We start from the raw sequence: 24,443 nt of genomic DNA, 5'->3' as shown, positions 1-24,443 counted from the left end.
GATTCGGGATGTGTAGTATCCCTATTCATGTTGATGGGCGAAGGGGTCGAGTGGGGGCTGCACTGCTGCATGGCGCTGGCGTGGCTGGAGGATCTCGCGCCGATCTCGACGGCCAGGCTTGCGGAGATGTTCGAGTTGCCGCCGGAGTATCTGAAGAAGCGGTTGCAGCCGTTGGTGCGGGAAGGGATTCTCGAGTCCGCGCCGGGCGCGCGTGGCGGGTATCGGCTGGGGCGGGCGCCGGAGCGGATCACGGTGATGGATGTGGTGGGGGCGGTCGAAGGGCGCACGGAAGCGTTTCGGTGCACCGAGATTCGGCGGCGCGGGGCCGGGGCGCTGGCGGCGAAATCGGAGTTCGCCGAACCGTGTGGGATCACGACCGCGTTGCGGCGGGCCGAGTTGGCGTGGCGGCGCGAGCTGGCCGGCCAGACGCTGGCCGACTTGATCGCCGGTGCGCCGGCGAACGCGCCGGTTCGGGCGCGGCGCTTCTACGAGGGCCTGGCCGGGTAGCGCGGAGGACCTACCGGTAGTTGGTTGCCCGGCCTCGTCGGCCGGGCTTTTTCGAAAGGAGAATCGGGATAATGAATGTCCTGATTAAGGGTGGCTCGGTGGCCGAGTCGAATGGGCTGCGGCGCACCGCGATTCTGGCGGTGGGCACCTTCGCCGTCGGCACCGATGCGTTCATTCTGGCGGCGTTTCTTCCCGATCTGGCGGCGGCACTGGACGTGTCGACCGCGTCGGCGGGTGCGGCGGTGACAGTGTTCGCGACGGCGTACGCGCTGCTGTCGCCGGTGCTGGCCACGGTGACCGCGCAGTTGCCGCGGCGGGCGCTGCTGGTGACCGCGCTGGTGGTGCTGGGGCTGGCGAATCTGGGGTCGGCGCTGGCGACCAGCTTCGCGGTGCTGCTGGCAACCCGGGTGCTGGCGGCGGTCGGTGCGGCGGCGTTCACGCCCAATGCCGGTGCGGTGGCCGCGGCGCTGGTGCGGCCGCAGGCTCGGGCGCGCGCGTTGGCGGTGGTCGTGGGCGGGTTGACGATCGCCACCGCCCTGGGCGTGCCGCTCGGCGGGCTGATCGGGCATTGGCTGGGTTGGCGTTCGGCGTTGGTCGCGGTCGCGATCGTGTGCCTGCTGGCCGCGGCCGGGGTGGCGGCGTGGGTGCCGTTCCTACCGGGAAGTGCACCGGTGCCGCTGGCTACCCGGCTGGCCGTGCTGCGGAACCGGTCGGTGGCAAAGGTGCTGCCGCTGACCGTGCTCGGCATGGGGGCGGCCTACGTCGTCTACGCCTACAGCGTGCCTGCGCTGGCGGGGCTGGGTATCGAGGCGTCGGACACCGCGTCGGTGCTCGCGCTGTATGGATTCGGTGCGGTCGCAGGCAATTTCGCGTCCGGGTTCGCCACCGACCGGTGGGGCGCGCGGCGAGTGCTCACCGCCGGATATCTGGTTATGGCGAGCGCACTGGGCCTGATGGCAGTCCTGGCCGCCACCGGTTTCGGCGCCCCGTGGATCGTGGGCGCACTCGCCGCGGCGTGGGGTGCGGCCAGCTGGTGCCAGACTCCGGCCCAGCAGCATCGGCTCCTCGAGGCCGCACCACAGGACGCCGGTGTGGTCGTCGCCCTAAACGCCTCCTGCATCTACGTGGGGATCGGAGCGGGCACCCTGCTCGGCGGGGCTGTCATCGAGCAGGGCACGACCGCCGTGTTCGCAGTCGGCGCCGCCGCGGCACTCCTCGCGCTGCTCTATCAGCGAAGCACGGCGCGCTAGCCGACCGCGAAAGTACTGCCAGCAGGACAGCGCTTCGCAGCAGCGCGCCCTATCCGCGCGCGAAGCGTTGCACCAGCCGCGAGTAGCTGTCGTGGGCGTGGCCCGCGGCGATCGCCTCGGCGACAAGGGTTCTGGTGTAGGTCGGGAGGTCGGTGTCGATTCCGCGGGCTCGGCTTTCGGCGATCAGGTCGTCGAGCGAGGGCAGGTGGTGTTCGAGAGCGCCGTAGGGGGTGGCGAACTCCGCGCGATCGATTTCTTCCGCGAGCATCGGGAACAGCGACGGGAGCGCGCTCAGGGAGGGGTGGGCCTGCTGGGCGAAATCGCCGATTCGGATGCCCGCGGTGCCGAGAAGTGCCGCGGCGTGCAGGTATCCGTTCAGCAGGCCCCACATGATGTCGTGGACGGCCATGCCGTACAGGACCGGTTCACCCGGGTCCTCGGAGACCAGGGTGGCGCGGCCGCCGAGGACCCGCAGCAGCGCCGCGTGCCGGTCGAACCCGGCGCGGGGGCCGCCGTAGAACACCACCGCGTCCGGTGAACCGATGGCTGGTGCGATGGTCATGATCTGGCCGTGGAGATAGTCCGCGCCGTGTCCGGTCGCCAATCGGCCGGTGGCCCTGGCCTGTTCGGACGTGCCGTCGGTCAGATCGACCACGGTGCGGCCCGCCAGCGCCGCACCCGCCGCGTTCAACAGCTCCTCGGCGACCGCGCCGCCCTTCACATTGACGATCACGACCGCCGCGGCGGTGACGGCCGCCTCGGGGCTCGCCGCCCACCGCGCACCTTTGGCGACCAGCGAATCGGCTTTGTCCGCCGACCTGTTCCACACCGTCACCGGATATCCCGCGTTCAGCAGGGCACCGGCGAGCGCCGACCCCATCTCCCCCAACCCCAGGACTGCGACCGACATTGCTTCTGCGTTCCCATTTTCGCTCACGAAACGGACACTAGAAGCTCAATCTAACTTCAGGTCAAGCTCATTCGCCCGGCAGGGGAACCGAATCGGGAACGGTGAAGGTCGGCGGCGGCGATTGCGTAGTGGGGTTCGGTGTCTGCGTACTCGTCGGCGGGGGCGGCGGAGAGGTCGGGTCGCCGCCTTGCCCCTGCGGGACGCACACCCAGGCACCATTCAGCCATTGCCACTGCGCCGTGATGTTTCCGTGCGAGCAGTCGTCGCCGGACTTGTGCGCCGGCGTTGTGGGCACCGAGGGCTGCTGCCCGCCGGTCGGTCCGGGGACCGGAGCCGGGGGCGCATTCGAGCCGGTGGAAGCCGGTCCGGCAGGCGTGGGCACGGTGGGGGTGGTCGTCTTGTCGTCGTTGCCGGACTTATCGTCCGAACATGCCAACAGGGATACTGCCGCCGCTGACGCGAGTGCGAATGCCGCGACCGGCCTGAGTCGATGGAGGGGTGTTCCCATCCGGATTACCGCCTTTCCCGGGTTGAATTGCAGTGCAGCGAAACAACGTGAGCAGGTAGGCAAGCGGAGCCATCGTAACCCTGCTCAGCAGCGCGAAGACTCGCGAACACCGGGCAGGGCTACGTCTGCCGGGTGTCGATAAAGGCGTTTTGTCGGCGGACGCTCGTATGGTTGGGCGCATGACCGATCTCCCGCCGCCCGCCGCCGCGCGGCCCGTCTTCGGCGAGGCCGGCGTGCACGCTGTCGTCCGGGCCGGGCGCACCGTGCACGCGGTCAGCCTGGTGCAGTGGGTCGGCGGGCAGGAAGCCCCCGAATTGCTGTGTCGCACCGGGGTGGCCGGTTGGTCACCGGCCGCGCTGGCGCCGACTCGCGCCGAGGTCACCTGTGCACGCTGTCTGCGCAAGATCGGCGGCGGCTCCGCCCCGCTTTCCCGTCAGCTTCGCTTATTCGACCAGGAGTGACTTCGCGCTGTCGGCCGTAACAATTCGGCGAACGAAACCGACAGGCACTCGACCGCGTTTTGGAGTTATTTCCAACGAAAGGGATTCGCATGAGGAAGCCGATAGTCGCCACCGCTCGAATCACCGCCGCCGCGGTGCTGGGCCTGGGCGTCGCGACAATGATCGGCTCCGGGCCGGCCCAGGCCGCGCCGCAGGACTGCGTCATCACCCGAGACCTCACCAGCGCGACCGCGACCTGTCACGACTTCGACGCGCCGCCCGGGCGCGAATACGCCTTGATCGTGGATTGCTTCGGCCTGCACGGCATTCCGAATGCGTTCCCGCTCATGGCAATCGGGCCCTACAGCGGCTCGTGGAGCGGCTCGTTCAGCCCGTCCGGCCAGGGCACCGCCTCCTGCCTGGGTCCCTATAGCGTCGGGACCGCCACCGGTGCCCGCGTGGCGATCTACCGCGAGTGATCCGTCGTGCCCTACGCCCGGCGGGTGCTGCTCGATCGGAATTGGAGTTGCATCCGCGCGTGACGTTCATTGTGGGCGAAAACGGTAGCGGTAAGTCGACTTTGCTGGAGGCAATTGCTACCTGCTGGGGATTCAATCCCGAAGGCGGGACGAAGAATTTCAATTTCTCGACACGAAGTTCGCATTCGGGGCTCATTCAATGTGGCCTCGACGAGCTACTGGACTGAGCGCGCCCGCCTCATGCCCTGGCCAGCGCCGGAACGATGACGATGTCGATCCCCTGGCCGAGCACCTCGGAGGCGGTGAGTCCGAACAGGGTGCGGAAGGTGTCGCTGAAATGGCTGGCCGAGGCGAAGCCCGCGTCGGCGGCGGCGCGGGTGAGGTCGGCGCCCGCGCCGACGGCGGTGCCGACCGCCAGCAGCCGCGCCCACAAGCGGTAACGCCGGAAACTGGTGCCGGCGCCGGCCGAAAACAGGTGCAGGAAGCGCGAACTGGAGATGCCCAGGTCGACGGCGAAGTCGGCGGCCCCGCGCGGACTCGCGGGGTCGGCGGCGATCGCATCCAGCACCGCGCCGATCCGTTCGTCGATCACCGCGGGCGTGTCCGCGCCGGCGATGATCCGGCGCAGTTCCCGCGGATCCGGCGCGCCGGACCGGAGGTGGGCGATCAAGGTCGCTTCCTCGCGGTGCGCCGCCGCGATGGGGGTGGCAGGTTCACGCATCGCGGCACGCAGATGAGTGGCCGCCGCGGACCGGGGATCCAGATAGTAGAACAGCACGCGGCCGCTGGTTTCGAGTTTGTGGGCGGTGCGCGCCGGAACCAAGGCGCTGCGCCGCTGCCAGTGGCCGCCGTCGGGCGTGCGGATCGTGACCGGCTCGTCGACGCCGAGCACGAAGCACTGCACCGGTGTCGAGTGGGTGTCCAACTGGAACGACGGGCCGAGGTAGGCCGCCTGCCCCGGCCAGAGCCACAGCGTGCGCGCGCCTACCCGGCAGGCGGTATCCGTGCGCCCGGCCGGTTCAGGCGACACCGAGCACCAGCGCCGCTCCGGCGAGCTCGACCAGGCAGTAGAACCAGATCGGATAGAAGCCGACTTCACTGTCGAGCAGCCGCGACACGATTCGCCCGCCCGCCATACCCGCCAGCGCGAACCCCACTGTCAGGGCGGCCCCGGTCCGCATGTCCCCGCTGCCGAAGCCCGCCCAGAACAAGACGGCGGCAACCGCGATCCCGAAACCGCCGTAGACCGCGCGGATCTCCGAGCGGCTCACCGCCGTCTGCACCGACAGCCCGAACGGGCGCGCCAACCCCGCCGGTGCGGCCAGCGCATACAGTCCCATCCCCGCGAAAAGCACCGCGACGAGTGACAACACCACAGTCCTCATCGCTGCCCCGCAACCAGTGGTTGCGGCTCATCGGCCCGCAACAGCGCGGCCCCCGCACCGAGCGCCACCAACCCCACCACATCGACTGCCGCCACCCGCACCAATCCCGGGCCGACCGACCCGCCCGCGAACGCCAGCACCAGAAACCCGCCCAAGCTGATCGCGTTCGCGCTCAATGCGAACGGCCGCCACCCTGGCCGGAACACCGCCACCAGCAACCCGATCCCGATCACCGCGAACAGCAGCGCGCGATGCCGCAGCACCACCTCGAGATCACGCCCCGCCGGAGCGATCCCATAGGCCGCGTACATCCCTTCCGGCACCACCGCCCCCGCAGCAGGCACGATATTGAGCAGCCCCACCCCAACCAGCAGAGCCCGACCGGCAAGTCGACGCATCATTCTCCTCCGATAGACGTCCTGCGATCCTCACACCCGCTGCGGCCCAACCGCTTCCGAAAACCTGCTACCGCGGGAGCGGGCGTCGAGGACTACGAGCGCCGCGCCCGCTGACTACAGCACGAACAGGTCCGACCACAGTTGGGCGCTGCGGCCGGACAGCGCGTCGAGCAAGGATTTGGCCTGATTGTCGGTCAGTGCGGCGACGAAGTCGATGACCGCGCGGCCACGGGCGAGGGCCCGGATTTCCTCCAGGCCCGGGGTGGCGTTGCCGCCCGCGCCGCGGACAGCGAGCAGGTCGGTGGTGGCGAGGGCGCCGTATTCGGCTTCGGCGCGGGCCGCCAGGGCTTGCAGCCGGCGCGGCAGGCGGTTCGCCTCGTAACGGTCGCCGAGCCACTGCTCCAGCGCCGTCACCAGGGCGGTCACCAGCTGGGCCTGGCCGCGCTGGTGCAGGGCGAGATCGGGCCGGAGCAGCACGAAATGCTTGTGCACGAACTTGAGTACTTGCACCTCGTGCCATTGCGCGGGCGCCAGCAGCACGTGCCCGGATCGAGTCGGCGGATCCGGGACGACACCGATCCCGGACACCAGCCGGGTCGTCCACCCCGCCGAGAACCGGCCGACGGCCTGCTCGGCCTCCGCCGAGCCGTCGAACGGCATCGCCAGCAGACCGTCGACCAGCTCCTCGTGCACGCGGCGCACCGCGAACAGGAACGTCTCGTCGTCGGCGATCCAGGAATCCCGGTTCCGCAAGCGCCGCCGCAGGTGCTCGAGCGCGTACCCCGGCGCGCGGGACCCTTTGGCCAGCTCGGCGTTGTCGTATCCGGCCAGCTCGCGGGCGCCGGCGAGCCAGTGCCCGAGTTCGGCGGCGACCGGCGCGTGCTGGAGCACGCCGATCCGGTGGAAGTCCTCCAGATCGTGGATGGCGTAGGCGATGTCGTCCGCGATGTCCATCACCGAGGCTTCGACGGTCTGCTGCCAGCTCGGCAGTTTTCCCGCGAACGGGGCGCGGGCCTGCGTCAGCTCCGCCAGCTCGGTGACGTAGACGGAGAACTTGCTCGAGCCGCTGCCGGGTTCCTCGGCCGGCTCGGACGCACCGCGCGGCGGCTCGGCCAGCTGCCGGGGATGCGGATCCGGATGCGCGAGCCGCGTCCACGGATACTTCAGGATCGCGGCGCGCACGGCGGCGGTCAGGTCCAGCCCGGTGCCGCCGGCCCCGGTGTCGCTGGTGGCGACGATCCGCAGACTCTGCGCGTTGCCCTCGAACCCGTCGGGCAGACCGAACCGGTGCCTGGCCAGCCGGTCCAGCACCTGCTCGCCGAGGTGCCCGAACGGTGGATGACCGAGATCGTGCGCGAGCCCGGCGGCTTCCACGACATCCGGGTCGCAGCCGCCGAGCCGCTCGATCGTCGCCGCGGCCGCCGGGTCGGCGATCAGGCGTTCGGCGATCGCCCGCGCCACCTGCGCGACCTTGAGGCTGTGCGTCAAGCGGTTGTGCAGCAGTCCGGACCCGCTGGCGCTGACCACCTGGGTGACCCCGCCGAGCCTGGCGAAGTACGGCGACGCCGCGATCCGATCCCGATCCACCCGGTACGGACTGGCCGCGAGACCCGCGGGCACGGGCCCGGAGAGTCCCGCCGAACCTTGCCGGCGCCGAACCTGCCGCGGGTCCACTCGATCACCAACCATGATTGCGACCCTAATCGCCCGGCCCGGACCGGCGGCAGCTCGGCGGCAATTTCCGCCGCGCGAAAATACGGCGACGGCGCGCCCGCATCGAGCTATGCTCTGGCAGAAAGGGATCGGGGGGGTCCAATGGCACAGAATCGTAGCGGCATCCGGCTACACAGAACTCGCTGGTGGGCACTGGGATTCGGTGTTCCGCTGCTCGTCGTCGTGCTGGCCGCGGCCGGTTGCTCGACCGCGCCGAATCCGGATGAGGCAGGCCTCGAATACGACGCGGGCCCCTTCAGCGCGACCACCTTCTCGAACTGCATCGCCCCTGGTAACCGGGAGTACCGCGGCCCGGGCGACCAGTTCTTCCTCTATCCGGCCGGGCAGCGCACCTTCGAATTCGCCGAAGGCAAGGACGCGGAGATCCCCGAGGCGACCGTGGTCTCCAAGGACGATCTGGAGCTGCGGGTGACCGGTCTGGTGACGTTCAGCCTCAACACCGACTGCGAGACCCTGCGGCAATTCCACGAACGAATCGGCATCAAATACCAAGCCCACGACTCCGACGGCTGGGTGCAGATGCTGCGCGAATACATCGGCCACCCGTTGAACCGGGCCATCGACGACGCCACCAAGGCCTACAACTGGCGGGACCTGTACACCAGCGCCGAAACCAAGGGCGCCTGGGAGAAAGCGGTCGGTCAGCTGACCGCGAAGTACATCGCCGAACAGGGCGGTGAGGCGTTCTTCTGCAGCCCCGTCTTCGTACCCGGCTCCGGCGGTGACTGCGGCGATCCGCAGTTGACCATCCAGCAGCCGGTGCCGCCGGAACCGGTCCGCGCCGCGCTGACCGACACCCAGCGCGCGATCGAAGCCACCCGCGCCCAGCAGGAAGAGAACATCCGGGTGACCACCGAGCTGGAGGCCATCCGCAGGCTGGTCGAAGTGCTCGGTCCCAACGGGTACGTGCTCTACCAAGCCATCAAAGACGGCAAGGTGCAGGTCGTTCCGGTGCCGAACGGCGTCGACGTGAACATCTCACCTGGGCGCTGAACGCTTGCGCCGCTGGTAGACGCGGGCGGTCAGCGAGGAACCGAGTCCGTGCAGCACGACGCTGCCCGCCACGGTGAGCACCATGGCCGTCAAGGCGAGGTCCGCGCCGCTGTCGTGGAGTTTGTTGAAGGCCAGCAAGCCGAACACGATCGAGGTGGTGCCGCGCGGGCCGAGTAGTCCGATCAAGAGGTCCTCGACCCAGGTCAGGCCGGATCCGGTCAAGGCCAGCAGGACCGGCACGATCCGGAGCACGGTCAGCGCCGCGCCGCAGAACAGCCAGAGCCGCCAGTCGCCGACTTCGCCCAGCGTGTACACCGCGACGGCGCCGAAGGTGAACCACATGACCACGGTGAGCAGGAACCCGACGTCGTCGATGAGTTCGAGTTCGCGGTGCCGCTGGTCGGGGCGGCGCAGGCGGTGAATGGCGAGTCCGCAGACGAAGGCGGCGACGAAGCCGTTGCCGCCGAGCGCGGTGGACAGCGCGTAGGTCAGCAGCGGGGCGGCGACCAGGAGCATGCGCTTGGCCTGTGCGTTCATCAGCGCGGCATGATCGGCCCGGTTGAACAACGTGGCCAGGACCGCGCCGACGGCGACACCGACGCCGAGGGCGATCAGCGCGGCGGGCACGGCGGTGGCCAGCGCCTGTCCCGGCGTCTTCTGCTGGGAGAGGTCCCCGGCGAGGATGAGCGCGAAGACGATGACCGGGGAGACGACGCCGTCGTTGTAGCCGCTTTCCACATTCAGGATGTCGCGGACCCGGGTCGGCAGCCGGCGATCCCGCAGAATCGCTGTGGCCGAAGCGAAGTCGATGGGCATGACCACGCACGCGACGACCAGCCAGACCGCCCAGCCGTATCCTGGCAGCACCCACATGCCGAATCCCACCGCGGCGGCCAGGCTGATCGGCAGTGCGATCAGCACCACGCGCACCGCGGCCGCGGGATGGCGGCCCAGCAGCCCGCCGCGTACCTCGGTGGCATCGACGAACAGCAGGACCGCGAGCACGATCTCCGCGGTGTGCATGGCGACTTCGGTATTCAGTGTGGTGGCGATGCTTTCGCGGGTGGTGAGCCCGACCAGCGCTCCGGCCGCGACCACCACCACGGCGGGGCTGATTCGCCAGGCATCCAGCTTGGCGGACAGCAACGCCCAGCCGATGAGGGTGACCGTCACGGCGAGGATCGAAGCAACCATCGGGCAATCGTCCCAGGCGGGGCGGCGCGCCCCGCGCAACACCACGCGCGCTGCCGCGTGACGTGCGTCGCCGGGCAGCATTACCTTCCGGGTAATCGACAACGGTGCGCGCGGGGGGAAAGATCGTGAGCGAGCGAAAGGATCTTCTGCGGATGACCACGACTACGCCCTCGGCCTTCGACACCGATACCGCCAGTACCCGTATCGATGCGCACGAGTTCGCGCTGGAGCTGTCCGAGCGGTGGACGACCTTCGGCGGCACCGCCAACGGCGGGTACCTGCTGGCGACCTGTTTGCAGGCGCTGCGGCAGGAGATTCCGCAGCCGGATCTGTTGTCGGCCTCGGCGCATTTTCTGCGTCCCGGGGTGCTGGGGCCCGCGCGGATCCGGACCGAGGTCGCGCGGATCGGGCGGCGGACGGCGACCGGGGCGGCGGTGCTGACGCGCGATGATCGCGAGATCATCCGGGTGCTGGCCACCTTCACCGATTTGGCGCAGGCCCAAGGCAAGACGGTGGTGCGCGAGGACGCACCGGTGCTGCCCGCGCCCGAGGAGTGTGTCGATCCGCTGGCAGGGCTGGGGGCCGTCGGCGCCGCGACCATCGCCGAGCGGGTGGAGTTCCGGATGCCGGAGCTGCCGGGTTTCTGGCAGGGCACACCGGGCGGGACCAGTGCCGCCGACTTCTGGTGCCGGTTCGCCGACGGCCGGGACGCGGATCCGATCGCACTGGCGTTGCTGGTGGACGCGGCCGCGCCGGTGGTCCTGGATCTCGGCGTGCCCGGCTCCTCGACCGTCGAACTGACCGTGCACATTCGGCGCCGGCCGGCGCCGGGATGGTTGCGCTGCCGGGTGCGCACCAACTATCTGATCGACGGCTTCCACGAGGAGGACTTCGACATCTGGGACAGCACCGGCGCGCTGGTGGCGCAGTCGCGGCAGCTGGCGCTGATTCCGTAGGTCAGGGCGCGGGCAGGGTGATCCGGATGCGGGAGCCGGGGTCGGCGACCGCGATGCTGCCGTCGTGCAGTTCGATGATCCAGCGGGCGATGGCCAGACCCAGGCCGGTGCCGCCGCCGTCGGTGCGGCCGCCGCGAGTGAAGCGGTCGAAGACCCGGGCGCGTTCGGCGCTGGGGATGCCGGGGCCGTCGTCGACCACATCGATGACGACGGAACCGGATTCGGCGCGGGCGTGGACGCGGACCTCACCGCCCGCCGGGCCGTGGCGGGCGGCGTTGTCCAGGAGATTGAGCAGCACCTGATGCAATCGTGCACGGTCTGCGTGTATGCGCACCATGCTGGGCAGCACGTCGGTGCGGAAAGTGACGCCGCGGCCCAGCACGGCGGTCATGACCTCGGCTTCGGCGACTACGTCGTCCAGCAGCGGCGCCAGTGCGAGGTCTTCGCGGTCCAGCGGGAAGGCGCCGGCTTCGATGCGGGACAGGTCCAGCAGCTCCGAGACCAGCAGCCCGAGCCGTTCGGTCTGGGCCAGCGCGGTGCGCAGGGTCGCCGGATCCGGTTCGGAGACACCGTCGACGAGATTCTCCAGCACCGCGTTCAGCGCGGTGATCGGGGTGCGCAGCTCGTGCGAGACGTTGGCGATGAGGTCGCGGCGCTGCTGGTCGGCGGCGGCCAGGTCGGCGGCCATCTGATTGAACGCCTCCGCGAGCTGACCCACCTCGTCGCGTGAACTCGCGCGCACCCGCCGGGTGTAGTCGCCGTGCGCCATCCGTTGGGCCGCGGCCGTCATCTCCCGCAGCGGGCGGGTGATGCCGTGCGCCAGGAACTGAGAGGTGATCAGTGCGATCACGATCGCGGTCAGCGTGGTGCGCGGCGGCAACCAGCCGATCTGAAAACGGAAGAACCCGAACGCCACCCCGCCGGAGCACAGCATCAGGATCGCGAGTTTCACCTTGATCGAGCGCACCGGATCCAGCGGACGCGGCAGGATCTCGGCCAGTCGATCGGCCGCGCGCGACAGCGCCCGCAACACCGACGAACCCCACGGCAGCGCGATCACCGCGGGTTTCGGGCGGGGATCGGCCTCCGGAGGCCCGTGGCGCCGGTCGTTCATCGGGCTTCCAACGCGTAGCCGACGCCGTGCACGGTGCGGATCAGATCAGCGCCGAGTTTGCGGCGCAGCGCCTTGATATGACTGTCGACCGCGCGGGTGCCCGCGGCGTCGGCCCAGTCCCACACCTCTTCGAGGAGTCGTTCCCGGGCCAGCACCACGCGCGGGCGGCGGGCCAGGCGGACGAGCAGCTCGAATTCCAGTGGGGTGAGCTGGGCTTCGACCTCGGCGCGCCAGACTCGGCGCTGATCGATGTCGATGCGCAGGTCGCCGACGGCGATGGTGGCGCTGTCGCGTTCGGCGTTGCGTTCCATGCGGCGCAGCAGCGCGTGCACCCGTGCGGTCAGTACGCGCAGGGAGAACGGTTTCGTCAGATAGTCGTCGGCGCCGACGCCCAGGCCGATGAGCTGGTCGGTTTCGTCGGTGCGGGCGGTGAGCATGAGCACTGGCAGCGAACGCCCCGCCTGGATCCGGCGGCAGACCTCGAGTCCGTCGAAGCCGGGCAGCATCACATCGAGCACCACCAGGTCGGGTTCGCGCGCCTGTACCGCGGCCACCGCGGCCGGGCCGTCGTGCGCCATCTCGACGGTGAAGCCCTCGGCCCGCAGCCGGGCCGCTACCGACTCGGCGATGGTCACCTCGTCGTCGACGACGAGGATCCGGCGGGCCGTGTGCCCGTTGCCGCTAGGTTCCATGAGCGCACTTTATCCATCGTTTGTGCGCGCTTGTCGCGCCAATTGTGGAGATCTTGTGCGCTGGGCTGGGATACGTTGGGGCCGTGACTGTTCTAGGTGCTGTCTGTCTGCCGCAGGTCCCGCCCGAACGACTGGCCGAGGTGGCCGCGGCCGCCGAGGACAGTGGTCTCGACGAGTTGTGGGTGTGGGAGGACTGCTTCTGGAGCGGCAGCGCCGTCGCCGCGGCCACCCTCCTGGCGCGCACCGAGCGGGTCCGGGTCGGGATCGGCGTGATGCCGGTGCCGCTGCGCAATGTGGCACTGACTGCTATGGAGGTCGCCGCCCTGGCCCGCATGCATCCCGGACGCGTCGTCCCCGGCTTCGGCCACGGCGTGCAGGACTGGATGGGCCAGGTCGGAGCCCGGGTCGACTCGCCGCTGACCCTGCTGCGCGAGCAGCTCACCGCGCTGCGCGCTCTGCTCAACGGTGAAAAGGTCACAGTGACAGGTCGATACGTGCACCTCGACGAGGTCGCCCTGGACTGGCCGCCCGCCACCCCGCCACAGCTGGTGGCCGCCGCGACCGGACCGAAGACGCTGCGGCTGTCCGGCGCCATTGCCGACGCCACCATCCTCACCGCCCGCACCAGCCCCGAAGAGCTGCGCCGGGCCCGTGAACTCGTCGCCGAGGGCCGCGCGAAAGCCGGTCTGCCCGGACCGCCGCGGATCATCGCGAACCTGCTCACCACGACCGGGCCCGGCGCACCGGAACGACTGGCGGCGGCCCAGCAGGCCAACAGCGGCCATCCGCCCGAAGCCGGCGTCGCGGGCGACGCCCCGGCCATCGCGGACGCGGTGCGACGCTGGTGGGGATCGGGGGCCGACACCGTCATCCTCGAACCCGCCGAGAACGACCCCGACCCGGTCGGTTTCATCCGCTTCGTCGGCGAACAGGTACGCCCGCTGCTGAATTAGAAGGCGGGCCAGGGGATCGGGCGCGAGGTGCGCGGCACCGGCATCACCGGGGCCGCCAGCAGTTCCCCGGCCCGGTCCCCGAGCGCGTCGATCTCCGCGTCGGCGAGGTGGGGTGCGAGCCGGTCGGCGAGCTCACCGGGCAGCGCCGCCACGAACTTCTCGATATCGGCGAGCAAGACGTCGTCGACCGGTTGACCCGCCCAGCCCCACAGCACCGTGCGCAGTTTGTGCTCGACGTGCAGGCAGATGCCGTGGTCGACACCGTAGATCTGGCCGTCGGTGCCCTCCAGCGCGTGCCCGCCCTTCCGGTCGGCGTTGTTGAGCAGCACATCGAGCACCGCCATCCGTTGCAGGCGCGGATCGTCGGCGTGGATCAGCGACACCTCGTTGCCGAGGTCGTCCTGGGCGCGCAGCACCTCGCAGAACCCCTCCGGCACCGCGCCGACCGGGCACAGGTCGACCAGATCCAGCCGGTCACCGCGGTCGGTGTGGTTGTCGACCGATTCCACCCAGCGCTGCACCATGCCGGGACCGTAGGGCCCCTCCCGCAGGATGGTCTCGGGGATCACGCCCCAGCCGAGCGCGTCGGAGATCAGGTACGAGGCGACTTCGCGGCCCGCGAGGGTGCCGTCGGGAAAGTCCCACAGCGGACGCTCGCCACGGACCGGCTTGTAGACCACGCGCGGCCCGTCCACGACGTCGCAGACCAGGGTCACGTTGGAGGCGGTATTGATCCGCCCGACCACGCTCAAATCCCCGGTGCCGAACCCGTCACCGGCCGTGCCGCTGGTCTCCTGCCCGCCGGTCAACTCACTCCTCTAGCTCGGCCGGGCCGAAGGTGTCGCTGCGCTTGTAGCCGTTGGTGCGCACGCACATGTGCCCGCGCGGCGAGAGCGGTTCCCCGCACAGCGGGCACGGCGGGCGGCCCGCCGCGATCACCCGGGTCGAGCGCAGCGCGAATTCCCGCGCCTGCACCGGGGTCAGGAACACCCGCACGGCGTCGGGGCCCTCCTCCGTGTCGTCCAGCACCACCGACTCGTCGACCTCGGTCTCGGTGATCGCGAGCAACTCCACCACCACCGCACCGGCGTCGGCGTCCCAGCCCAAACCCATGGTGCCGACCCGGAATTCGGCATCGATCGGGGTGACCAGCGGCGCCACGTCGGCGACGTCGTCGGCCTGCGGCGGGACGGGTGCGCCGAAGCGGCGCGCGACCTCGTCCAGCAACAACCCCATCCGATCCGCGAGCACCTTGACCTGCTGCTTCTCCAGCAGCACGCTGACTACCCGGGGTTCCTGGACGGCCTGCAGATAGAACGCGCGATCGCCCGGCTCGCCGACGGTCCCGGCGACGAACCGATCGGGGGTGCGAAATACATGGATTGCTCGTGCCACCTGCACCTCCTGCTACGTAACCCTGATCGACCATCCGCGGCGCGTACGCCGCCTACCCGTTTACAAGGAATCTCGGCGCTCCGCATTCCCATTATCCGCACCGGGGGTATTCCCCGGCTCACCGCCGGGAACCGGTCCCTTGTCCGGCCCACCGGCCGGTGCCAACCCCGACAGGTCCGCGCCGGTGTCGTTGAGCCGCCACACATACGGCGCGGTCGGGGTGTAGCGGATGACGCTGAGCGAGGCCGGTTCCACCACGATCCGCTGGAAGCCGTCGAGGTGGATGCCGAACGCGTCGGCCAGAATCGACTTGATCACATCGCCGTGGGTGCACGCCACCCACAGCACGTCAGCGCCGTTTTTCTCGGCCAGCACCCGGTCGTGCTCGCGCATCGCGGCGACCGCGCGGGCCTGCACCTGGGCCAGACCCTCACCGCCCGGGAACACCGCGCCCGAGGCGTGCCGCTGCACCACTTTCCACAGCGGTTCGGTGACCAGATCGGCCAGCGGTTTGCCGGTCCAGTCGCCGTAGTCGACCTCCAGCAACCGTTCGTCGAATTCCGGTTCCAGGCCCAGCTTTTCCGCCAGCGGCGAAATTGTTCGCTGACAGCGCAACAGCGGCGAGGACACGATGTGCCCGATCGGCAGGGCGGCGAGCCGGTCGACGAGGCTGCGGGCCTGGTCGGCGCCGCGGTCGGTCAGGTCGACTCCGGCGCTGCGGCCGGCCAGGGTACCGGCGGTGTTGGACGTGGACTGGCCGTGCCGCAACAGAATCACCGTCATGGCGTCACCTTACTCATGTCGCCGACACCACTCCGGTCGCCAGCAGCGCCATCACCACCAGGCCGAGCACGATGCGGTAGCCGACGAACCAGTTCAGCGAATGCTTGGACACGAACTTCAGCAGCCACGCGACCGAGGCGTAGCCGACCGCGAACGCGAGGATCGTCGCGACCAGCAGCTGCGGGCCGCTGGCGTTGAGGCCCTCCCCCGCGGGTTCGAACGCGTCGGGCAGGCTGAACAGCCCCGACGCCGTGACCGCGGGAATCGCGAGCAGGAACGAGAACCGCACCGCCGCTTCCCGTTCCAAACCGAGGAACAGGCCCGCGGTGGAGGTGGCGCCCGAGCGCGAGACGCCCGGCACCAGTGCCAGGCACTGCGCGAAACCCATGATCAAGCCGTCGCGGGTGGTGAGCTGCTCGATCGGGCGGATCTTGCGGCCGTAGTGCTCACCGGCGGAGATGATCAGAGCGAACGCGATCAGCATGAACGACACCAGCCACAGATTCCGTGCGCCGGTGCGAATCTCGTCCTTGAACAGGAAGCCCAGCACGCCGATCGGGATGGTGGCGATGATCACGTACCAGCCGATCCGGTAATCCAGGTCGCGCTGCGCGGACGCGGCGTGCGCGGCCATCCGGTCCTTGGTCATCACCGGAAGTTTGGTGGTCACCTGATCGGTGATCGGCACCGTCTCCCGGGTGCGCTGGGTCAGCTTCTCCCAGTTCACCGCGCACCAGACCTTCACGATCCGCCCGATGTCCTTGGCGAAATACACCAGCACCGCCGCCTCGGTACCCAGCTGGGTCACCGCGGTGAACGAAGCGCCGGCGTCCTTGTTCCAGAACACCGCCGAGACGATCCGCAGATGCGCCGAAGACGAGATCGGCAAGAATTCCGTGAGTCCCTGGACCAGACCGAGTATCAATGCCTGCACCCAGGTCATCGACTCACCCACGCGCGCGTCCTCCTGTCGTCACTGCCTGAATTGCCCGTTCGCACTGGGCAATTGGTGTGCGGCGGGTCACCCGGTGGTGCGTACCGCCGCAATCTCGCAGCGACAGTACAGGCTCCGGGCGCGCCGCGGCCCTCCGGCCGGTTCCAGTGTGCGCGCCCGGGCGACCGCGCGCAGGGCGCTCGAAACGCGCGGCACACCCCGCGCCTGTCGGCGGACCGTCGGCGCTGCCGCCGTTTAGGCTTGGCGCCGTGACGAATGCGTGGACGTGGTGATGGAACAGCGGACGGTCGGCCGCAGCGGCCTACGGGTGTCCCGGATCGGATTGGCCACCCACACCTGGGGTGCGCAGACCGACGCCGAGGCCGCGGCCGTGCAACTGGTCGCGTTCGCCGAGGCGGGCGGCACCCTGGTCGACACCTCCCCCGCCTACAACGGCGGTGCGGCCCAGCGCATCCTGGCGCAGCTGCTCGGCGACCTCGTCTCCCGCGACGATCTGGTGATCAGCGGGTGCGCGGGGGTCGTCCCGGCGGTCGACCCGCCGCACGCCGATCCCGAACTGCCGACCGCGGAACCGTTGCAGCCCGCGCCGGAAGCGTTGCGGCCCACCGTCGATGCCTCCCGCCGCACCCTGCTGCGTCAGCTGGACCGGACCCTGCTCGAACTGGGCACCGATTATCTCGACATCTGGAACATCGGGGCCTGGGATACCTCCACGCCGCTGGACGAGGTGGCCGCGACCCTCGAGTACGCGGTGCACTCGGGCAAGGTCCGCTACGGCGGCGTGCGCGGGTTCAACGCCTGGCAGCTGGCCAGCCTCGCCGCGATCGCGCCGGTGTGCGTGGCGCAGACCCAGTATTCGCTGCTGGCGCGCGAGCCGGAGTCCGACGCGGTACCCGCCGCGCGGCACCACGGGGTCGGGGTGATCGCCTCGGCGCCGCTGGCGGGCGGCATCCTGACCGGCAAATACCGCGACGGCGTCCCCGCCGATTCGCGCGGCGCGGACGAGGCGACGGCCGCGGAGATCACCAACCGGCTCGACGAGCGCGCCACCCGGGTGGTCGACGCGCTGGTCACCGCCGCCGACGGCCTCGGTACCTCGCCGCTGGCGGTGGCGCTGGCCTGGATCCGGGACCGGCCCGGGATCGCCTCGCTGATCGTCGGCGCACGCGACATCGGGCAGTTGACCGGGGTGCTGGCGGCCGAGACGCTGGAGCTGCCCCGCGCCATCGCGGCCGCGCTCGACGACGTCAGCGCGCGCACGGAATGAGCGACCCGCGGGCACCGCGCGGCGGTGGGGGTCGACGGTTCGGCGGCGGGTGGGCTTAGGCTTGCCTTCATGAGTCGTACCGTTCGCGTTCTCTTCGCCATGCTCGCGCTGCTCCTGGTCGCCGGGACGGCCGCCTGTGGCACCGACAGCGGCGCGACGAGCGGGCCGCAGGGGCTGTCCACCGCGGTGCTCACCGACAACACCCCGGAGCCGATCGGACCGGCGCCCACCCCGGTTCTGCCGGTGACGGTGCGCTCCTTCGACGGCGCCGAGGTCACGGTGAACTCCGCGGACCGGATCATCGCCGCCGATCGCTACGGCACCCTGCTGCAAACCGTGTACGCGCTCGGCCTGGGCCAGAACCTGGTGGGACGCAGCACGTCCGGCGTGTTCCCGGCGGTCGAGGGTCTGCCGATCGTCACCGGCGGCAACGGCACCCTGAATGTGGAATCCATTCTGGCGCTGCGCCCCACGGTGTTCCTCACCGACTCCACCAGCGCCGCGCCCGCCGTGCGCGAGCAGCTGCGCGCGGCCGGCGTCACCGTCGTCTACTCCGATCCGCAGCGCAGCATGGCGGGGGTCGTCCCGCAGATCGAGGCGGTCGCCGCGGCCCTGGGCGTGCCCGACCGCGGCCAAGCCCTGGCCAAGCGCACCCGCGACGAGATCGCCGCCGCCGAGGCCACGGTCCCCCAGCGCGACAAGCCGCTGTCCATCGCATTCCTCTACCTGCGCAGCTCCGCCATCACCATGCTGGCCGGTCCCGGTTCCGGCGCGGACGCCCTGATCGCCTCGCTCGGCGCCACCGACGCGGGCACCGCCGCGGGCCTGAAGGAACCGTTCACGACCATCACCAGCGAAGCCATGATCAGCGCCGCCCCCGACGTGCTGCTGGTGATGAACGACGGACTGAAATCCATCGGCGGCGTCGACGGACTCCTCAAAGTCCCCGGCATCGCCCAGACCCCCGCCGGGCGCAACAAGCGCGTCGTCGAGATGTCGGACGCGGTCCTGCTCGCCTTCGGCCCGAACACCGGCCGCGTCATCGCCGCACTCAACAAGGCTGTCTACGACCCCGCGCACGCATGACGGAACCGCTAGACGCAGAGCATGATTCAGGCGCTGCCGAGCGTAGGCGCGAGGCTGAGCTGGGCTCCGAACGTCGCGAAGGAGCGCTGGCGACTGTTGCCGCTGGACGCATCGAGCTGCCGAAATCTCGGGGGCGTTCGCGGACGACACTGGTCTTTGCACTGGCGATCGCCGCGCTGGTGGTGCTCGCGTTGGTGTCGGCGGCGGTTGGGCAGGTACCCACGACGCCTGCGGAGGTGGCGGGGAGTATCGCGCATCGGATCGGGCTGGATTGGGGGCCGATGCCCGGGCATCCCGCTGGTGAGGTGACGTTGTGGGAGGTGCGGTTTCCGCGGGTGATTCTGGCGATGCTGGTCGGTGCCGCGCTGGCGACCGCCGGCGCGCTGTTGCAAGGGGTGTTCGCCAATCCGCTGGCGGAGCCCGGCGTGATCGGTGTGTCGGCTGGTGCGGCGGTCGGGGCTGGTGCGGTGATCGTGGTCGGTGGGGCGTTCGTCGCGGCCTGGTCGGTGGCGGCGGCCGCGTTCGTGGGTGGCTTGATCACCACGTTGATGGTGTATCTGCTGTCCCGGTCCAATGGGCGCACCGAAGTGGTGACGCTGGTGCTGACCGGTGTCGCGATCAACGCGTTCGCGGGCGGGTTGATCGCGTTCCTGTTGTTCATCGCCACCCCCGCGGCGCGCGATCAGATCGTGTTCTGGCAGTTGGGCAGTCTCAACGGTGCGACGTGGGACGCGGTGCGGGTGGTCGCGCCGCTCACGCTGATCGGTGTGGCGGCCGCGATCCTGATCGCGGCGCGGCTGGACCTGCTCGCGCTCGGAGAATCCGCCGCCCGGCATCTCGGTGTCGACGTGGAACGCTTGCGCCGCAATGTCATTGTCATCGTCGCCGTGCTCGCCACCGCCGGTGTCGCGTTCTCCGGCATCATCCTGTTCGTCGGCCTGATCGTGCCGCATCTGGTGCGTATGCTGGTCGGCCCCGCGCACCGGGTGCTGATCCCGCTCAGCGCCATCCTGGGCGCGGTAGTACTGCTGGCCTCCGACGTCGGCGCTCGCTCCCTCGTCGACAACGCCGATCTCCCCCTGGGCATGCTGACCTCACTGATCGGCGGGCCGTTCTTCTTCTGGCTGCTCCGCCGTACCCGCGCTCGCGCCGGAGGTTGGGGATGAGCGCGCGGCGCATGACTGGATTGGATGCTGTGTTCGCCCGGACGCACGATCTGCCTGAGAGGCCGGAGCGCGGAACGGTCACGATGCGGGCCACCGGGTTGAGTGTGGACCGGCGCGGGGCCGCCCGCCGGGTGTTGGAAAGCGTCGATTTCGCGGTCGCTGCGGGGGAAGTGGTGGCGCTGGTGGGGCCGAACGGGGCCGGTAAGTCGACGTTGCTCGCGGCGCTGGCCGGAGAGTTGGACGCGGCCGAGGGCGCTGTCGAGCTCGATGGGCGCTCGCTGACGCACTGGACGCCGCTCGATATGGCGCGCCGGCGAGCGGTGCTGCCGCAAACCCACACCGTGGGCTTCCCGTTCACCGTCCTCGAGGTCGTCGCGATGGGCCGTGCGCCTTGGGCGCGCACCGAACGCCGCGCCGACGACGACAAACTCATCGCCGCCGCCCTGGCCGCCGCCGACGTGGAACACCTTGCCCCCCGCGCCTTTCCGACCCTTTCCGGCGGTGAACGCGCCCGCGTCGCCCTGGCCCGCGTGCTCGCCCAGGACACCCCGACCCTGCTGCTCGACGAACCCACCGCCGCCCTCGATCTCGGCCACCAGGAAGCCGTCCTGCGCCTGGCCGCCGACAGCGCCGCCGCCGGCGCCGCCGTGGTGGTCGTCCTGCACGACCTCGGCCTGGCCGCCGCCTACGCCGACCGCGTCGCCGTCCTGGAATCCGGCCGCATCGCCGCCGACGGCCCGCCCCGCGAAGTCCTCACCACCGAGCTGCTCACGCGGGTCTACCAGCATCCGGTGGAGGTCCTCGACCACCCGGTGACAGGCGCGCAATTGGTCCTCCCGATCCGCCGCTGATCGCGGACACGCTCGGGCACACAGGCCGCGATGGGCCGGGCTGGCTTCAGCGCTGCCACGAACCACATTGCACCGCTGCGATGCGCCAGATCGGTCGCTCGCCCGCAAGCGAGGGGCTCCATCACGGGAGGCCGACCGCGCACCGGTGCAAGCCCCACTGTGAGCTGAAAGTTCGCTGGAATCCGGTCTGCCTCCAAGAGGCGACATGGGGTCATTCCAACTCCGAGCGACAAACCGCGAACTCATCAGAAGTTGTCGCTCGGAGTTGGAACACAGTCACATATCCCCTCCGGAGGTAAGCAACTCGTCAGCGTCCTCCGTGGATCAATACCGGGTGCGGCGGCGAGTTCGAGCTAGGGTTTCGATACCTATTGGTCTGCTTCATCGCCCTCCACAGAAGCGAGGAACGCTGTGCCCAGGTCAGTGCAAGTTGTTCTCGCGATGGCACTTTCGGCCGGCGTCGCGGTGGCCGCCGCGCCCACCGCTGCGGCGAACTCTCCCATCGGCAGCTGCTACGGCGGGGACTTTCGGTGGACGGCGGTCGACGGTGGCATCACGATGACGCCGCAGTTGCTCACCTTCGCCTCGGTGGGCCGGTTGTGGGGCTGCGAGGGCGTCTCGGGTATCACCCACGGCAAGTTCACCGGCGTCCATGTGGCCTGGTCGGATTGCATGCATCCGGCCGACGGACCGCTCACCGTGGACATCATCTGGTCCAACGGCGCGACCAGCAAGCTGGAGGGACCGTGGCCGGTGGGCATGATGCAGCCGACCGTCGGTCAACTCCAGGTCATGAACGGTATGGGGGAAGGCAGCCGGGTCAAGGTCAACGCCTGGTACGAGATGATGACGCCGGAGCAGATCAACGGCTGCATGGCCCAGGGCATCAGCACCGGCGTCGGCCGGATGACCGCCGAGATCGTGGCGTGAGGACTATCGCTGCGCGGCACGGGCTTTCGGTACCTCGACCTGAAGCGTGCCGTCACCGAGGTAGCGCAGCAGGGCGTTGATCGCCCACAGCGCGAAGAACAGCGCCCCGATCACCGCGCCCGCCGCCGCGCCCCAGGCGACCGCGCCACCCCCGAACCAGATGAGCTCCAACGCGATCCGCCACGGCCCGCGCAGCCGGAAGCGCGCGTCACCGGCCGCACCGAACAGCGCCCACATGGCGATGAACAGCAGCGGTGCGATCACGCCCGCGACGACCCGCAGCACCGTCGACCCGTCCAGGGTGAACCCCCATGCGGCGGCTCCGGCGATCACGCCGAGTTCCAGCAGGAACATCAGTACGAGATTGGCGCCCTTGATAATTCGCATGGTCGGCTCCTCAGCGCCAGATCAGCTTGAGTACCGCCGGGGTCAGCAGCATGCGGATCACCGTGGCGTCGAGGATCAGCGCGGCGATCATGCCATAGGCGATGTACTTCATCAGCACCAGGTCAGAGAAACCGAACGCGCCGGTCACGACGATGAGAATCGCTGCGGCGGAGGTGATCACGCCGCCGGTGTGGGCGACGCCGTAGCGGATCGCCTCCTCGGCGTCGGCGCCGGATTCGCGCGCCTCCGAGACCCGGGACAGCAGGAACACCTCGTAGTCGGTGGACAGGCCGAAGACCACGGTCACGATCAACGCCAGCACGGCGAACATCAGCGGGCCGGGGGTGAAGTGGAACCACTCCGCGCCATGACCCTCGACGAAGATCCAGGTCAGCACGCCCAAAGTGGCGACCAGGCTCAATCCGCTCATCGCTACGGCCTTGAGCGCCAGCACGATCGAACGGAACGCCACATACATCAGCGCCAGCGCGGCCAGCGCCAGAATCGCCAGCAGCAGCGGCAGCCCCTGTAACAACCCGTTGATGCTGTCGCGCTCCAGCGCGGGCACACCCGCCACCATCACCTGCACGCCGTCCGGTTCCGGTAGCGCGCGCAGTTTCCCGATCACCTCGTCCGCGTCCCGTTTGTCGGCGAGCCCGGCGTTGAGCACGTTCACGCCGTCCTTGGTCGCCGCACTCGGCTCGAACCGCCCGGTCAGTCCGGGCACCTGGTTGGCCTCGTAGCGAATATCGCTGAGCTGCTGCGGGTTCGCGCCCACCACCACCAGCTTCAGCGGTTCGGTGCGGAAACTGGGAAACAGTTCGTCGAAGCGTTCCTGAGCCACTCGCGCCGGATTCTGCGCGGACAGATATTTCTCGCTGATGCCGCCGAACTCGATGTTGCGGAACGGGATCGCCAGCGCCAGCAACGCCAGCACGATCGGCACGGCCACCGCCCACGGCCGCCGCATCGCCCACGTCGCCAGCCGCGAGAAGAACCCTGCATCGATCTGCGCCTCGGTCTTGCTGCGCGAGAACCGCTTCCAGCCCCACAGATCGATCCGCCGCCCCGCGATACTCAGCGCCGCGGGCAACGCGGTCACCGACAGCAGCGCGGCCAGCAGCACCGAGCTGATGCCGCCGTAGGGCACCGAGCGCAGCACTCCGTTCGGGAAGATGAACAGCGCCGCCAAGCTGACCGCGATGATCGCCGCCGAGAACAGCACGGTGCGCCCGGCCGTGGCGACGGTGCGCGCGGTCGCCTCCTCCACGGTCCGCCCCGCCGCCAGCTCCTCCCGGAACCGGGTGACGGTGAACAGTCCGTAGTCGATCGCCAGCCCGAGGCTGACCAGCGTCATCACGATGCTGGCGAAGATGTTCACGTCGATCATGTGGGTCAGCCCGCGCATGATGCCCGCGGTGCCCAGGATCGTCATGCCGCCGATCAGCACCGGCAGCAGCGCGCCCACCACCCCGCCGAACACGAAATACAGCAGGATCGCCACCAGCGGCAGCGCGATGATCTCGGCGCGCTGGATGTCGTCCTGCATCCCGGTGTTCAGCCCGGACAGGATCGGCTGCAAGCCCGCCAGCTGCACCGTGGTCCCGCCCGGCCCGCCGCCGGGCGCGCCCGCGCCGAGGTGGTCGACGATGGCCTGATAGTTCTCGACGGTGGCGGTACCTTCCCCGCGCAACCCGACACTGGCGAACGCGTGGGTCTTGGACGCGTCGGTGGCGTTGGCGGCGAACGGGCTGTCCCAATAGCTGTCGATCTTCTGGATGCGGTCCGGGAACCGTTCCAGCAGCGTGCGCAGCGCGCTGGTGACCGGCCCGCGCACATCGGGATCGTCGACGGTGGCGCCGGCGGGCACGGTGTAGAGCAGGATCAGGTCGCTGTCGGTGTCGCGGCCGAAGGTGCTGTCGGCGATCTTGGATGCGGCCACCGACTCGCTGGATTCGTCGAACCAGCCTTCCTGGGTCATCTTGTCGGCCAGGCCGCGGCCGTAGAAGCCGGAGACCAGCACCGCGAACACGGCAATGGCCAGCACCAGATACCGATGCCGATAGACGAACCTGCCCCAGCGCAGCGACCCCGAATGCAGCATGAAGCG

26 protein-coding genes and 1 pseudogene are annotated in these 24,443 nt (G+C 69.8%); 13 read left to right on the top strand and 14 right to left on the bottom strand.

Going from position 1 to position 24,443, the window contains the following annotated elements; all coding sequences use genetic code 11:
• Positions 1 to 27: 27 nt before the first annotated feature.
• Positions 28 to 507, top strand: coding sequence for an Rrf2 family transcriptional regulator (locus tag AB0M14_RS31590; RefSeq protein WP_365001569.1), 480 nt, complete (start codon positions 28 to 30; stop codon positions 505 to 507).
• A gap of 71 nt (positions 508 to 578) precedes the next feature.
• The gene (locus tag AB0M14_RS31585; RefSeq protein WP_365001566.1) at positions 579 to 1,757 is read left to right on the top strand and encodes an MFS transporter; all 1,179 of its coding nucleotides are present in this window, start codon (positions 579 to 581) and stop codon (positions 1,755 to 1,757) included.
• Between the two features lie 49 nt (positions 1,758 to 1,806).
• Here the strand turns inward: AB0M14_RS31585 and AB0M14_RS31580 are convergent, their stop codons facing one another.
• Positions 1,807 to 2,667 (bottom strand): NAD(P)-binding domain-containing protein, encoded by an 861-nt coding sequence (locus tag AB0M14_RS31580; RefSeq protein WP_365001563.1) that lies wholly within the window; start codon positions 2,665 to 2,667, stop codon positions 1,807 to 1,809.
• A gap of 687 nt (positions 2,668 to 3,354) precedes the next feature.
• On the opposite strand from AB0M14_RS31580, the gene AB0M14_RS31575 reads away from it, so the two are divergent.
• From AB0M14_RS31575 to AB0M14_RS31565, 3 genes and pseudogenes are all read left to right on the top strand, one after another.
• On the top strand, positions 3,355 to 3,636 hold the full coding sequence (locus tag AB0M14_RS31575; RefSeq protein WP_365001560.1) for a hypothetical protein: 282 nt from the start codon (positions 3,355 to 3,357) through the stop codon (positions 3,634 to 3,636).
• Positions 3,637 to 3,725: 89 nt separating this feature from the next.
• Complete coding sequence (locus AB0M14_RS31570; RefSeq protein WP_365001558.1) at positions 3,726 to 4,094, top strand: hypothetical protein; 369 nt, start codon at positions 3,726 to 3,728, stop codon at positions 4,092 to 4,094.
• A 38-nt stretch (positions 4,095 to 4,132) separates the two neighbouring features.
• A pseudogene (locus AB0M14_RS31565) lies at positions 4,133 to 4,282 on the top strand (AAA family ATPase); the annotation flags it as partial.
• A gap of 50 nt (positions 4,283 to 4,332) precedes the next feature.
• Here the strand turns inward: AB0M14_RS31565 and AB0M14_RS31560 are convergent.
• The 4 genes from AB0M14_RS31560 to dgt form a co-directional block, all read right to left on the bottom strand.
• The gene (locus tag AB0M14_RS31560; protein WP_365001556.1) at positions 4,333 to 5,124 is read right to left on the bottom strand and encodes an AraC family transcriptional regulator; all 792 of its coding nucleotides are present in this window, start codon (positions 5,122 to 5,124) and stop codon (positions 4,333 to 4,335) included.
• Positions 5,114 to 5,479: a DUF4345 family protein gene (locus tag AB0M14_RS31555; RefSeq protein WP_365001554.1), complete on the bottom strand. Its 366-nt coding sequence runs from the start codon at positions 5,477 to 5,479 to the stop codon at positions 5,114 to 5,116. The genes AB0M14_RS31560 and AB0M14_RS31555 overlap by 11 nt, the downstream gene beginning before the upstream one ends.
• A complete protein-coding gene (locus AB0M14_RS31550; RefSeq protein ID WP_365001551.1) occupies positions 5,476 to 5,877 on the bottom strand; it encodes a hypothetical protein in 402 nt (133 codons plus the stop codon). Before AB0M14_RS31550 ends, AB0M14_RS31555 begins: the two co-directional genes overlap by 4 nt.
• 114 nt (positions 5,878 to 5,991) lie before the next feature.
• The gene (gene dgt / locus AB0M14_RS31545; RefSeq protein ID WP_365001548.1) at positions 5,992 to 7,566 is read right to left on the bottom strand and encodes a dGTP triphosphohydrolase; all 1,575 of its coding nucleotides are present in this window, start codon (positions 7,564 to 7,566) and stop codon (positions 5,992 to 5,994) included.
• A 126-nt stretch (positions 7,567 to 7,692) separates the two neighbouring features.
• Between dgt and AB0M14_RS31540 the strand changes: the two genes are divergently transcribed.
• On the top strand, positions 7,693 to 8,604 hold the full coding sequence (locus AB0M14_RS31540) for an SPFH domain-containing protein (protein WP_365001546.1): 912 nt from the start codon (positions 7,693 to 7,695) through the stop codon (positions 8,602 to 8,604).
• Here AB0M14_RS31540 and AB0M14_RS31535 read toward each other — a convergent pair.
• Entirely contained in the window at positions 8,590 to 9,798 is a 1,209-nt protein-coding gene (locus AB0M14_RS31535) for a cation:proton antiporter (RefSeq protein WP_365001543.1), read from the bottom strand. The two genes, AB0M14_RS31540 and AB0M14_RS31535, sit on opposite strands and share 15 nt — an antisense overlap.
• 152 nt (positions 9,799 to 9,950) lie before the next feature.
• Here AB0M14_RS31535 and AB0M14_RS31530 point away from each other — a divergent pair, with 152 nt between their 5' ends.
• Positions 9,951 to 10,754: a thioesterase family protein gene (locus AB0M14_RS31530; protein ID WP_365001540.1), complete on the top strand. Its 804-nt coding sequence runs from the start codon at positions 9,951 to 9,953 to the stop codon at positions 10,752 to 10,754.
• A gap of 1 nt (position 10,755) precedes the next feature.
• On the opposite strand, the gene AB0M14_RS31525 is transcribed toward AB0M14_RS31530, so the two are convergent.
• Together AB0M14_RS31525 and AB0M14_RS31520 are read right to left on the bottom strand one after the other, a co-directional pair.
• On the bottom strand, positions 10,756 to 11,868 hold the full coding sequence (locus AB0M14_RS31525; protein WP_365001538.1) for a HAMP domain-containing sensor histidine kinase: 1,113 nt from the start codon (positions 11,866 to 11,868) through the stop codon (positions 10,756 to 10,758).
• Positions 11,865 to 12,560: a response regulator transcription factor gene (locus AB0M14_RS31520; RefSeq protein WP_365001535.1), complete on the bottom strand. Its 696-nt coding sequence runs from the start codon at positions 12,558 to 12,560 to the stop codon at positions 11,865 to 11,867. The genes AB0M14_RS31525 and AB0M14_RS31520 overlap by 4 nt, the downstream gene beginning before the upstream one ends.
• 83 nt (positions 12,561 to 12,643) lie before the next feature.
• Here AB0M14_RS31520 and AB0M14_RS31515 point away from each other — a divergent pair, with 83 nt between their 5' ends.
• A complete protein-coding gene (locus AB0M14_RS31515; RefSeq protein WP_365001533.1) occupies positions 12,644 to 13,513 on the top strand; it encodes an LLM class flavin-dependent oxidoreductase in 870 nt (289 codons plus the stop codon).
• Here the strand turns inward: AB0M14_RS31515 and AB0M14_RS31510 are convergent.
• From AB0M14_RS31510 to AB0M14_RS31495, 4 genes are read right to left on the bottom strand one after another with little or no spacing between them, the layout of a single operon-like run.
• Entirely contained in the window at positions 13,510 to 14,322 is an 813-nt protein-coding gene (locus AB0M14_RS31510; RefSeq protein ID WP_365001530.1) for an SCO1664 family protein, read from the bottom strand. The genes AB0M14_RS31515 and AB0M14_RS31510 overlap by 4 nt on opposite strands.
• Before the next feature lies 1 nt (position 14,323).
• Positions 14,324 to 14,908, bottom strand: coding sequence for a DUF3090 domain-containing protein (locus AB0M14_RS31505; protein ID WP_365001527.1), 585 nt, complete (start codon positions 14,906 to 14,908; stop codon positions 14,324 to 14,326).
• Positions 14,909 to 14,968: 60 nt separating this feature from the next.
• Entirely contained in the window at positions 14,969 to 15,691 is a 723-nt protein-coding gene (locus AB0M14_RS31500) for a histidine phosphatase family protein (protein WP_365001524.1), read from the bottom strand.
• Between the two features lie 13 nt (positions 15,692 to 15,704).
• A complete protein-coding gene (locus AB0M14_RS31495) occupies positions 15,705 to 16,634 on the bottom strand; it encodes an undecaprenyl-diphosphate phosphatase (RefSeq protein WP_365002035.1) in 930 nt (309 codons plus the stop codon).
• Between the two features lie 283 nt (positions 16,635 to 16,917).
• On the opposite strand from AB0M14_RS31495, the gene AB0M14_RS31490 reads away from it, so the two are divergent.
• The 5 genes from AB0M14_RS31490 (at position 16,918) to AB0M14_RS31470 (ending at position 21,946) form a co-directional block, all read left to right on the top strand.
• A complete protein-coding gene (locus AB0M14_RS31490; RefSeq protein ID WP_365001522.1) occupies positions 16,918 to 17,913 on the top strand; it encodes an aldo/keto reductase in 996 nt (331 codons plus the stop codon).
• A 69-nt stretch (positions 17,914 to 17,982) separates the two neighbouring features.
• Positions 17,983 to 18,999 carry an ABC transporter substrate-binding protein gene (locus tag AB0M14_RS31485; RefSeq protein ID WP_365001519.1) on the top strand — a complete coding sequence of 339 codons (1,017 nt, stop codon included), beginning with the start codon at positions 17,983 to 17,985 and terminating at the stop codon, positions 18,997 to 18,999.
• Positions 18,996 to 20,165 (top strand): iron ABC transporter permease, encoded by a 1,170-nt coding sequence (locus AB0M14_RS31480; protein ID WP_365001516.1) that lies wholly within the window; start codon positions 18,996 to 18,998, stop codon positions 20,163 to 20,165. Before AB0M14_RS31485 ends, AB0M14_RS31480 begins: the two co-directional genes overlap by 4 nt.
• An 11-nt stretch (positions 20,166 to 20,176) precedes the next feature.
• On the top strand, positions 20,177 to 21,016 hold the full coding sequence (locus AB0M14_RS31475) for a heme ABC transporter ATP-binding protein (protein WP_365001513.1): 840 nt from the start codon (positions 20,177 to 20,179) through the stop codon (positions 21,014 to 21,016).
• Between the two features lie 441 nt (positions 21,017 to 21,457).
• The gene (locus AB0M14_RS31470) at positions 21,458 to 21,946 is read left to right on the top strand and encodes a hypothetical protein (protein ID WP_365001510.1); all 489 of its coding nucleotides are present in this window, start codon (positions 21,458 to 21,460) and stop codon (positions 21,944 to 21,946) included.
• A 3-nt stretch (positions 21,947 to 21,949) separates the two neighbouring features.
• Here AB0M14_RS31470 and AB0M14_RS31465 read toward each other — a convergent pair whose 3' ends face one another.
• Positions 21,950 to 22,333 carry a YrdB family protein gene (locus tag AB0M14_RS31465; protein ID WP_365001508.1) on the bottom strand — a complete coding sequence of 128 codons (384 nt, stop codon included), beginning with the start codon at positions 22,331 to 22,333 and terminating at the stop codon, positions 21,950 to 21,952.
• A gap of 10 nt (positions 22,334 to 22,343) precedes the next feature.
• A complete protein-coding gene (locus AB0M14_RS31460) occupies positions 22,344 to 24,437 on the bottom strand; it encodes an MMPL family transporter (protein ID WP_365001505.1) in 2,094 nt (697 codons plus the stop codon).
• Positions 24,438 to 24,443: the final 6 nt, after the last annotated feature.

The organism is Nocardia sp. NPDC051832, assembly GCF_040681285.1.
Lineage (GTDB): Bacteria > Actinomycetota > Actinomycetes > Mycobacteriales > Mycobacteriaceae > Nocardia.
The sequence above is the reverse complement of the archived record's forward strand: the minus strand, read 5'-3'. Positions and strand labels throughout refer to the sequence as shown.

Excerpts from the sequence above, each read along its gene's own strand:
- AB0M14_RS31590 (WP_365001569.1), top strand. The coding sequence starts at position 28 with ATGTTGATGGGCGAAGGGGTCGAGTGGGGGCTGCACTGCTGCATGGCG.
- AB0M14_RS31585 (WP_365001566.1), top strand. The coding sequence starts at position 579 with ATGAATGTCCTGATTAAGGGTGGCTCGGTGGCCGAGTCGAATGGGCTG.
- AB0M14_RS31580 (WP_365001563.1), bottom strand. The coding sequence starts at position 2,667 with ATGTCGGTCGCAGTCCTGGGGTTGGGGGAGATGGGGTCGGCGCTCGCC.
- AB0M14_RS31575 (WP_365001560.1), top strand. The coding sequence starts at position 3,355 with ATGACCGATCTCCCGCCGCCCGCCGCCGCGCGGCCCGTCTTCGGCGAG.
- AB0M14_RS31570 (WP_365001558.1), top strand. The coding sequence starts at position 3,726 with ATGAGGAAGCCGATAGTCGCCACCGCTCGAATCACCGCCGCCGCGGTG.
- AB0M14_RS31555 (WP_365001554.1), bottom strand. The coding sequence starts at position 5,479 with ATGAGGACTGTGGTGTTGTCACTCGTCGCGGTGCTTTTCGCGGGGATG.
- AB0M14_RS31550 (WP_365001551.1), bottom strand. The coding sequence starts at position 5,877 with ATGCGTCGACTTGCCGGTCGGGCTCTGCTGGTTGGGGTGGGGCTGCTC.
- dgt (WP_365001548.1), bottom strand. The coding sequence starts at position 7,566 with ATGGTTGGTGATCGAGTGGACCCGCGGCAGGTTCGGCGCCGGCAAGGT.
- AB0M14_RS31540 (WP_365001546.1), top strand. The coding sequence starts at position 7,693 with ATGGCACAGAATCGTAGCGGCATCCGGCTACACAGAACTCGCTGGTGG.
- AB0M14_RS31535 (WP_365001543.1), bottom strand. The coding sequence starts at position 9,798 with ATGGTTGCTTCGATCCTCGCCGTGACGGTCACCCTCATCGGCTGGGCG.
- AB0M14_RS31530 (WP_365001540.1), top strand. The coding sequence starts at position 9,951 with ATGACCACGACTACGCCCTCGGCCTTCGACACCGATACCGCCAGTACC.
- AB0M14_RS31525 (WP_365001538.1), bottom strand. The coding sequence starts at position 11,868 with ATGAACGACCGGCGCCACGGGCCTCCGGAGGCCGATCCCCGCCCGAAA.
- AB0M14_RS31520 (WP_365001535.1), bottom strand. The coding sequence starts at position 12,560 with ATGGAACCTAGCGGCAACGGGCACACGGCCCGCCGGATCCTCGTCGTC.
- AB0M14_RS31500 (WP_365001524.1), bottom strand. The coding sequence starts at position 15,691 with ATGACGGTGATTCTGTTGCGGCACGGCCAGTCCACGTCCAACACCGCC.
- AB0M14_RS31495 (WP_365002035.1), bottom strand. The coding sequence starts at position 16,634 with ATGACCTGGGTGCAGGCATTGATACTCGGTCTGGTCCAGGGACTCACG.
- AB0M14_RS31490 (WP_365001522.1), top strand. The coding sequence starts at position 16,918 with ATGGAACAGCGGACGGTCGGCCGCAGCGGCCTACGGGTGTCCCGGATC.
- AB0M14_RS31485 (WP_365001519.1), top strand. The coding sequence starts at position 17,983 with ATGAGTCGTACCGTTCGCGTTCTCTTCGCCATGCTCGCGCTGCTCCTG.
- AB0M14_RS31480 (WP_365001516.1), top strand. The coding sequence starts at position 18,996 with ATGACGGAACCGCTAGACGCAGAGCATGATTCAGGCGCTGCCGAGCGT.
- AB0M14_RS31475 (WP_365001513.1), top strand. The coding sequence starts at position 20,177 with ATGACTGGATTGGATGCTGTGTTCGCCCGGACGCACGATCTGCCTGAG.
- AB0M14_RS31470 (WP_365001510.1), top strand. The coding sequence starts at position 21,458 with ATGGCACTTTCGGCCGGCGTCGCGGTGGCCGCCGCGCCCACCGCTGCG.
- AB0M14_RS31465 (WP_365001508.1), bottom strand. The coding sequence starts at position 22,333 with ATGCGAATTATCAAGGGCGCCAATCTCGTACTGATGTTCCTGCTGGAA.
- AB0M14_RS31460 (WP_365001505.1), bottom strand. The coding sequence starts at position 24,437 with ATGCTGCATTCGGGGTCGCTGCGCTGGGGCAGGTTCGTCTATCGGCAT.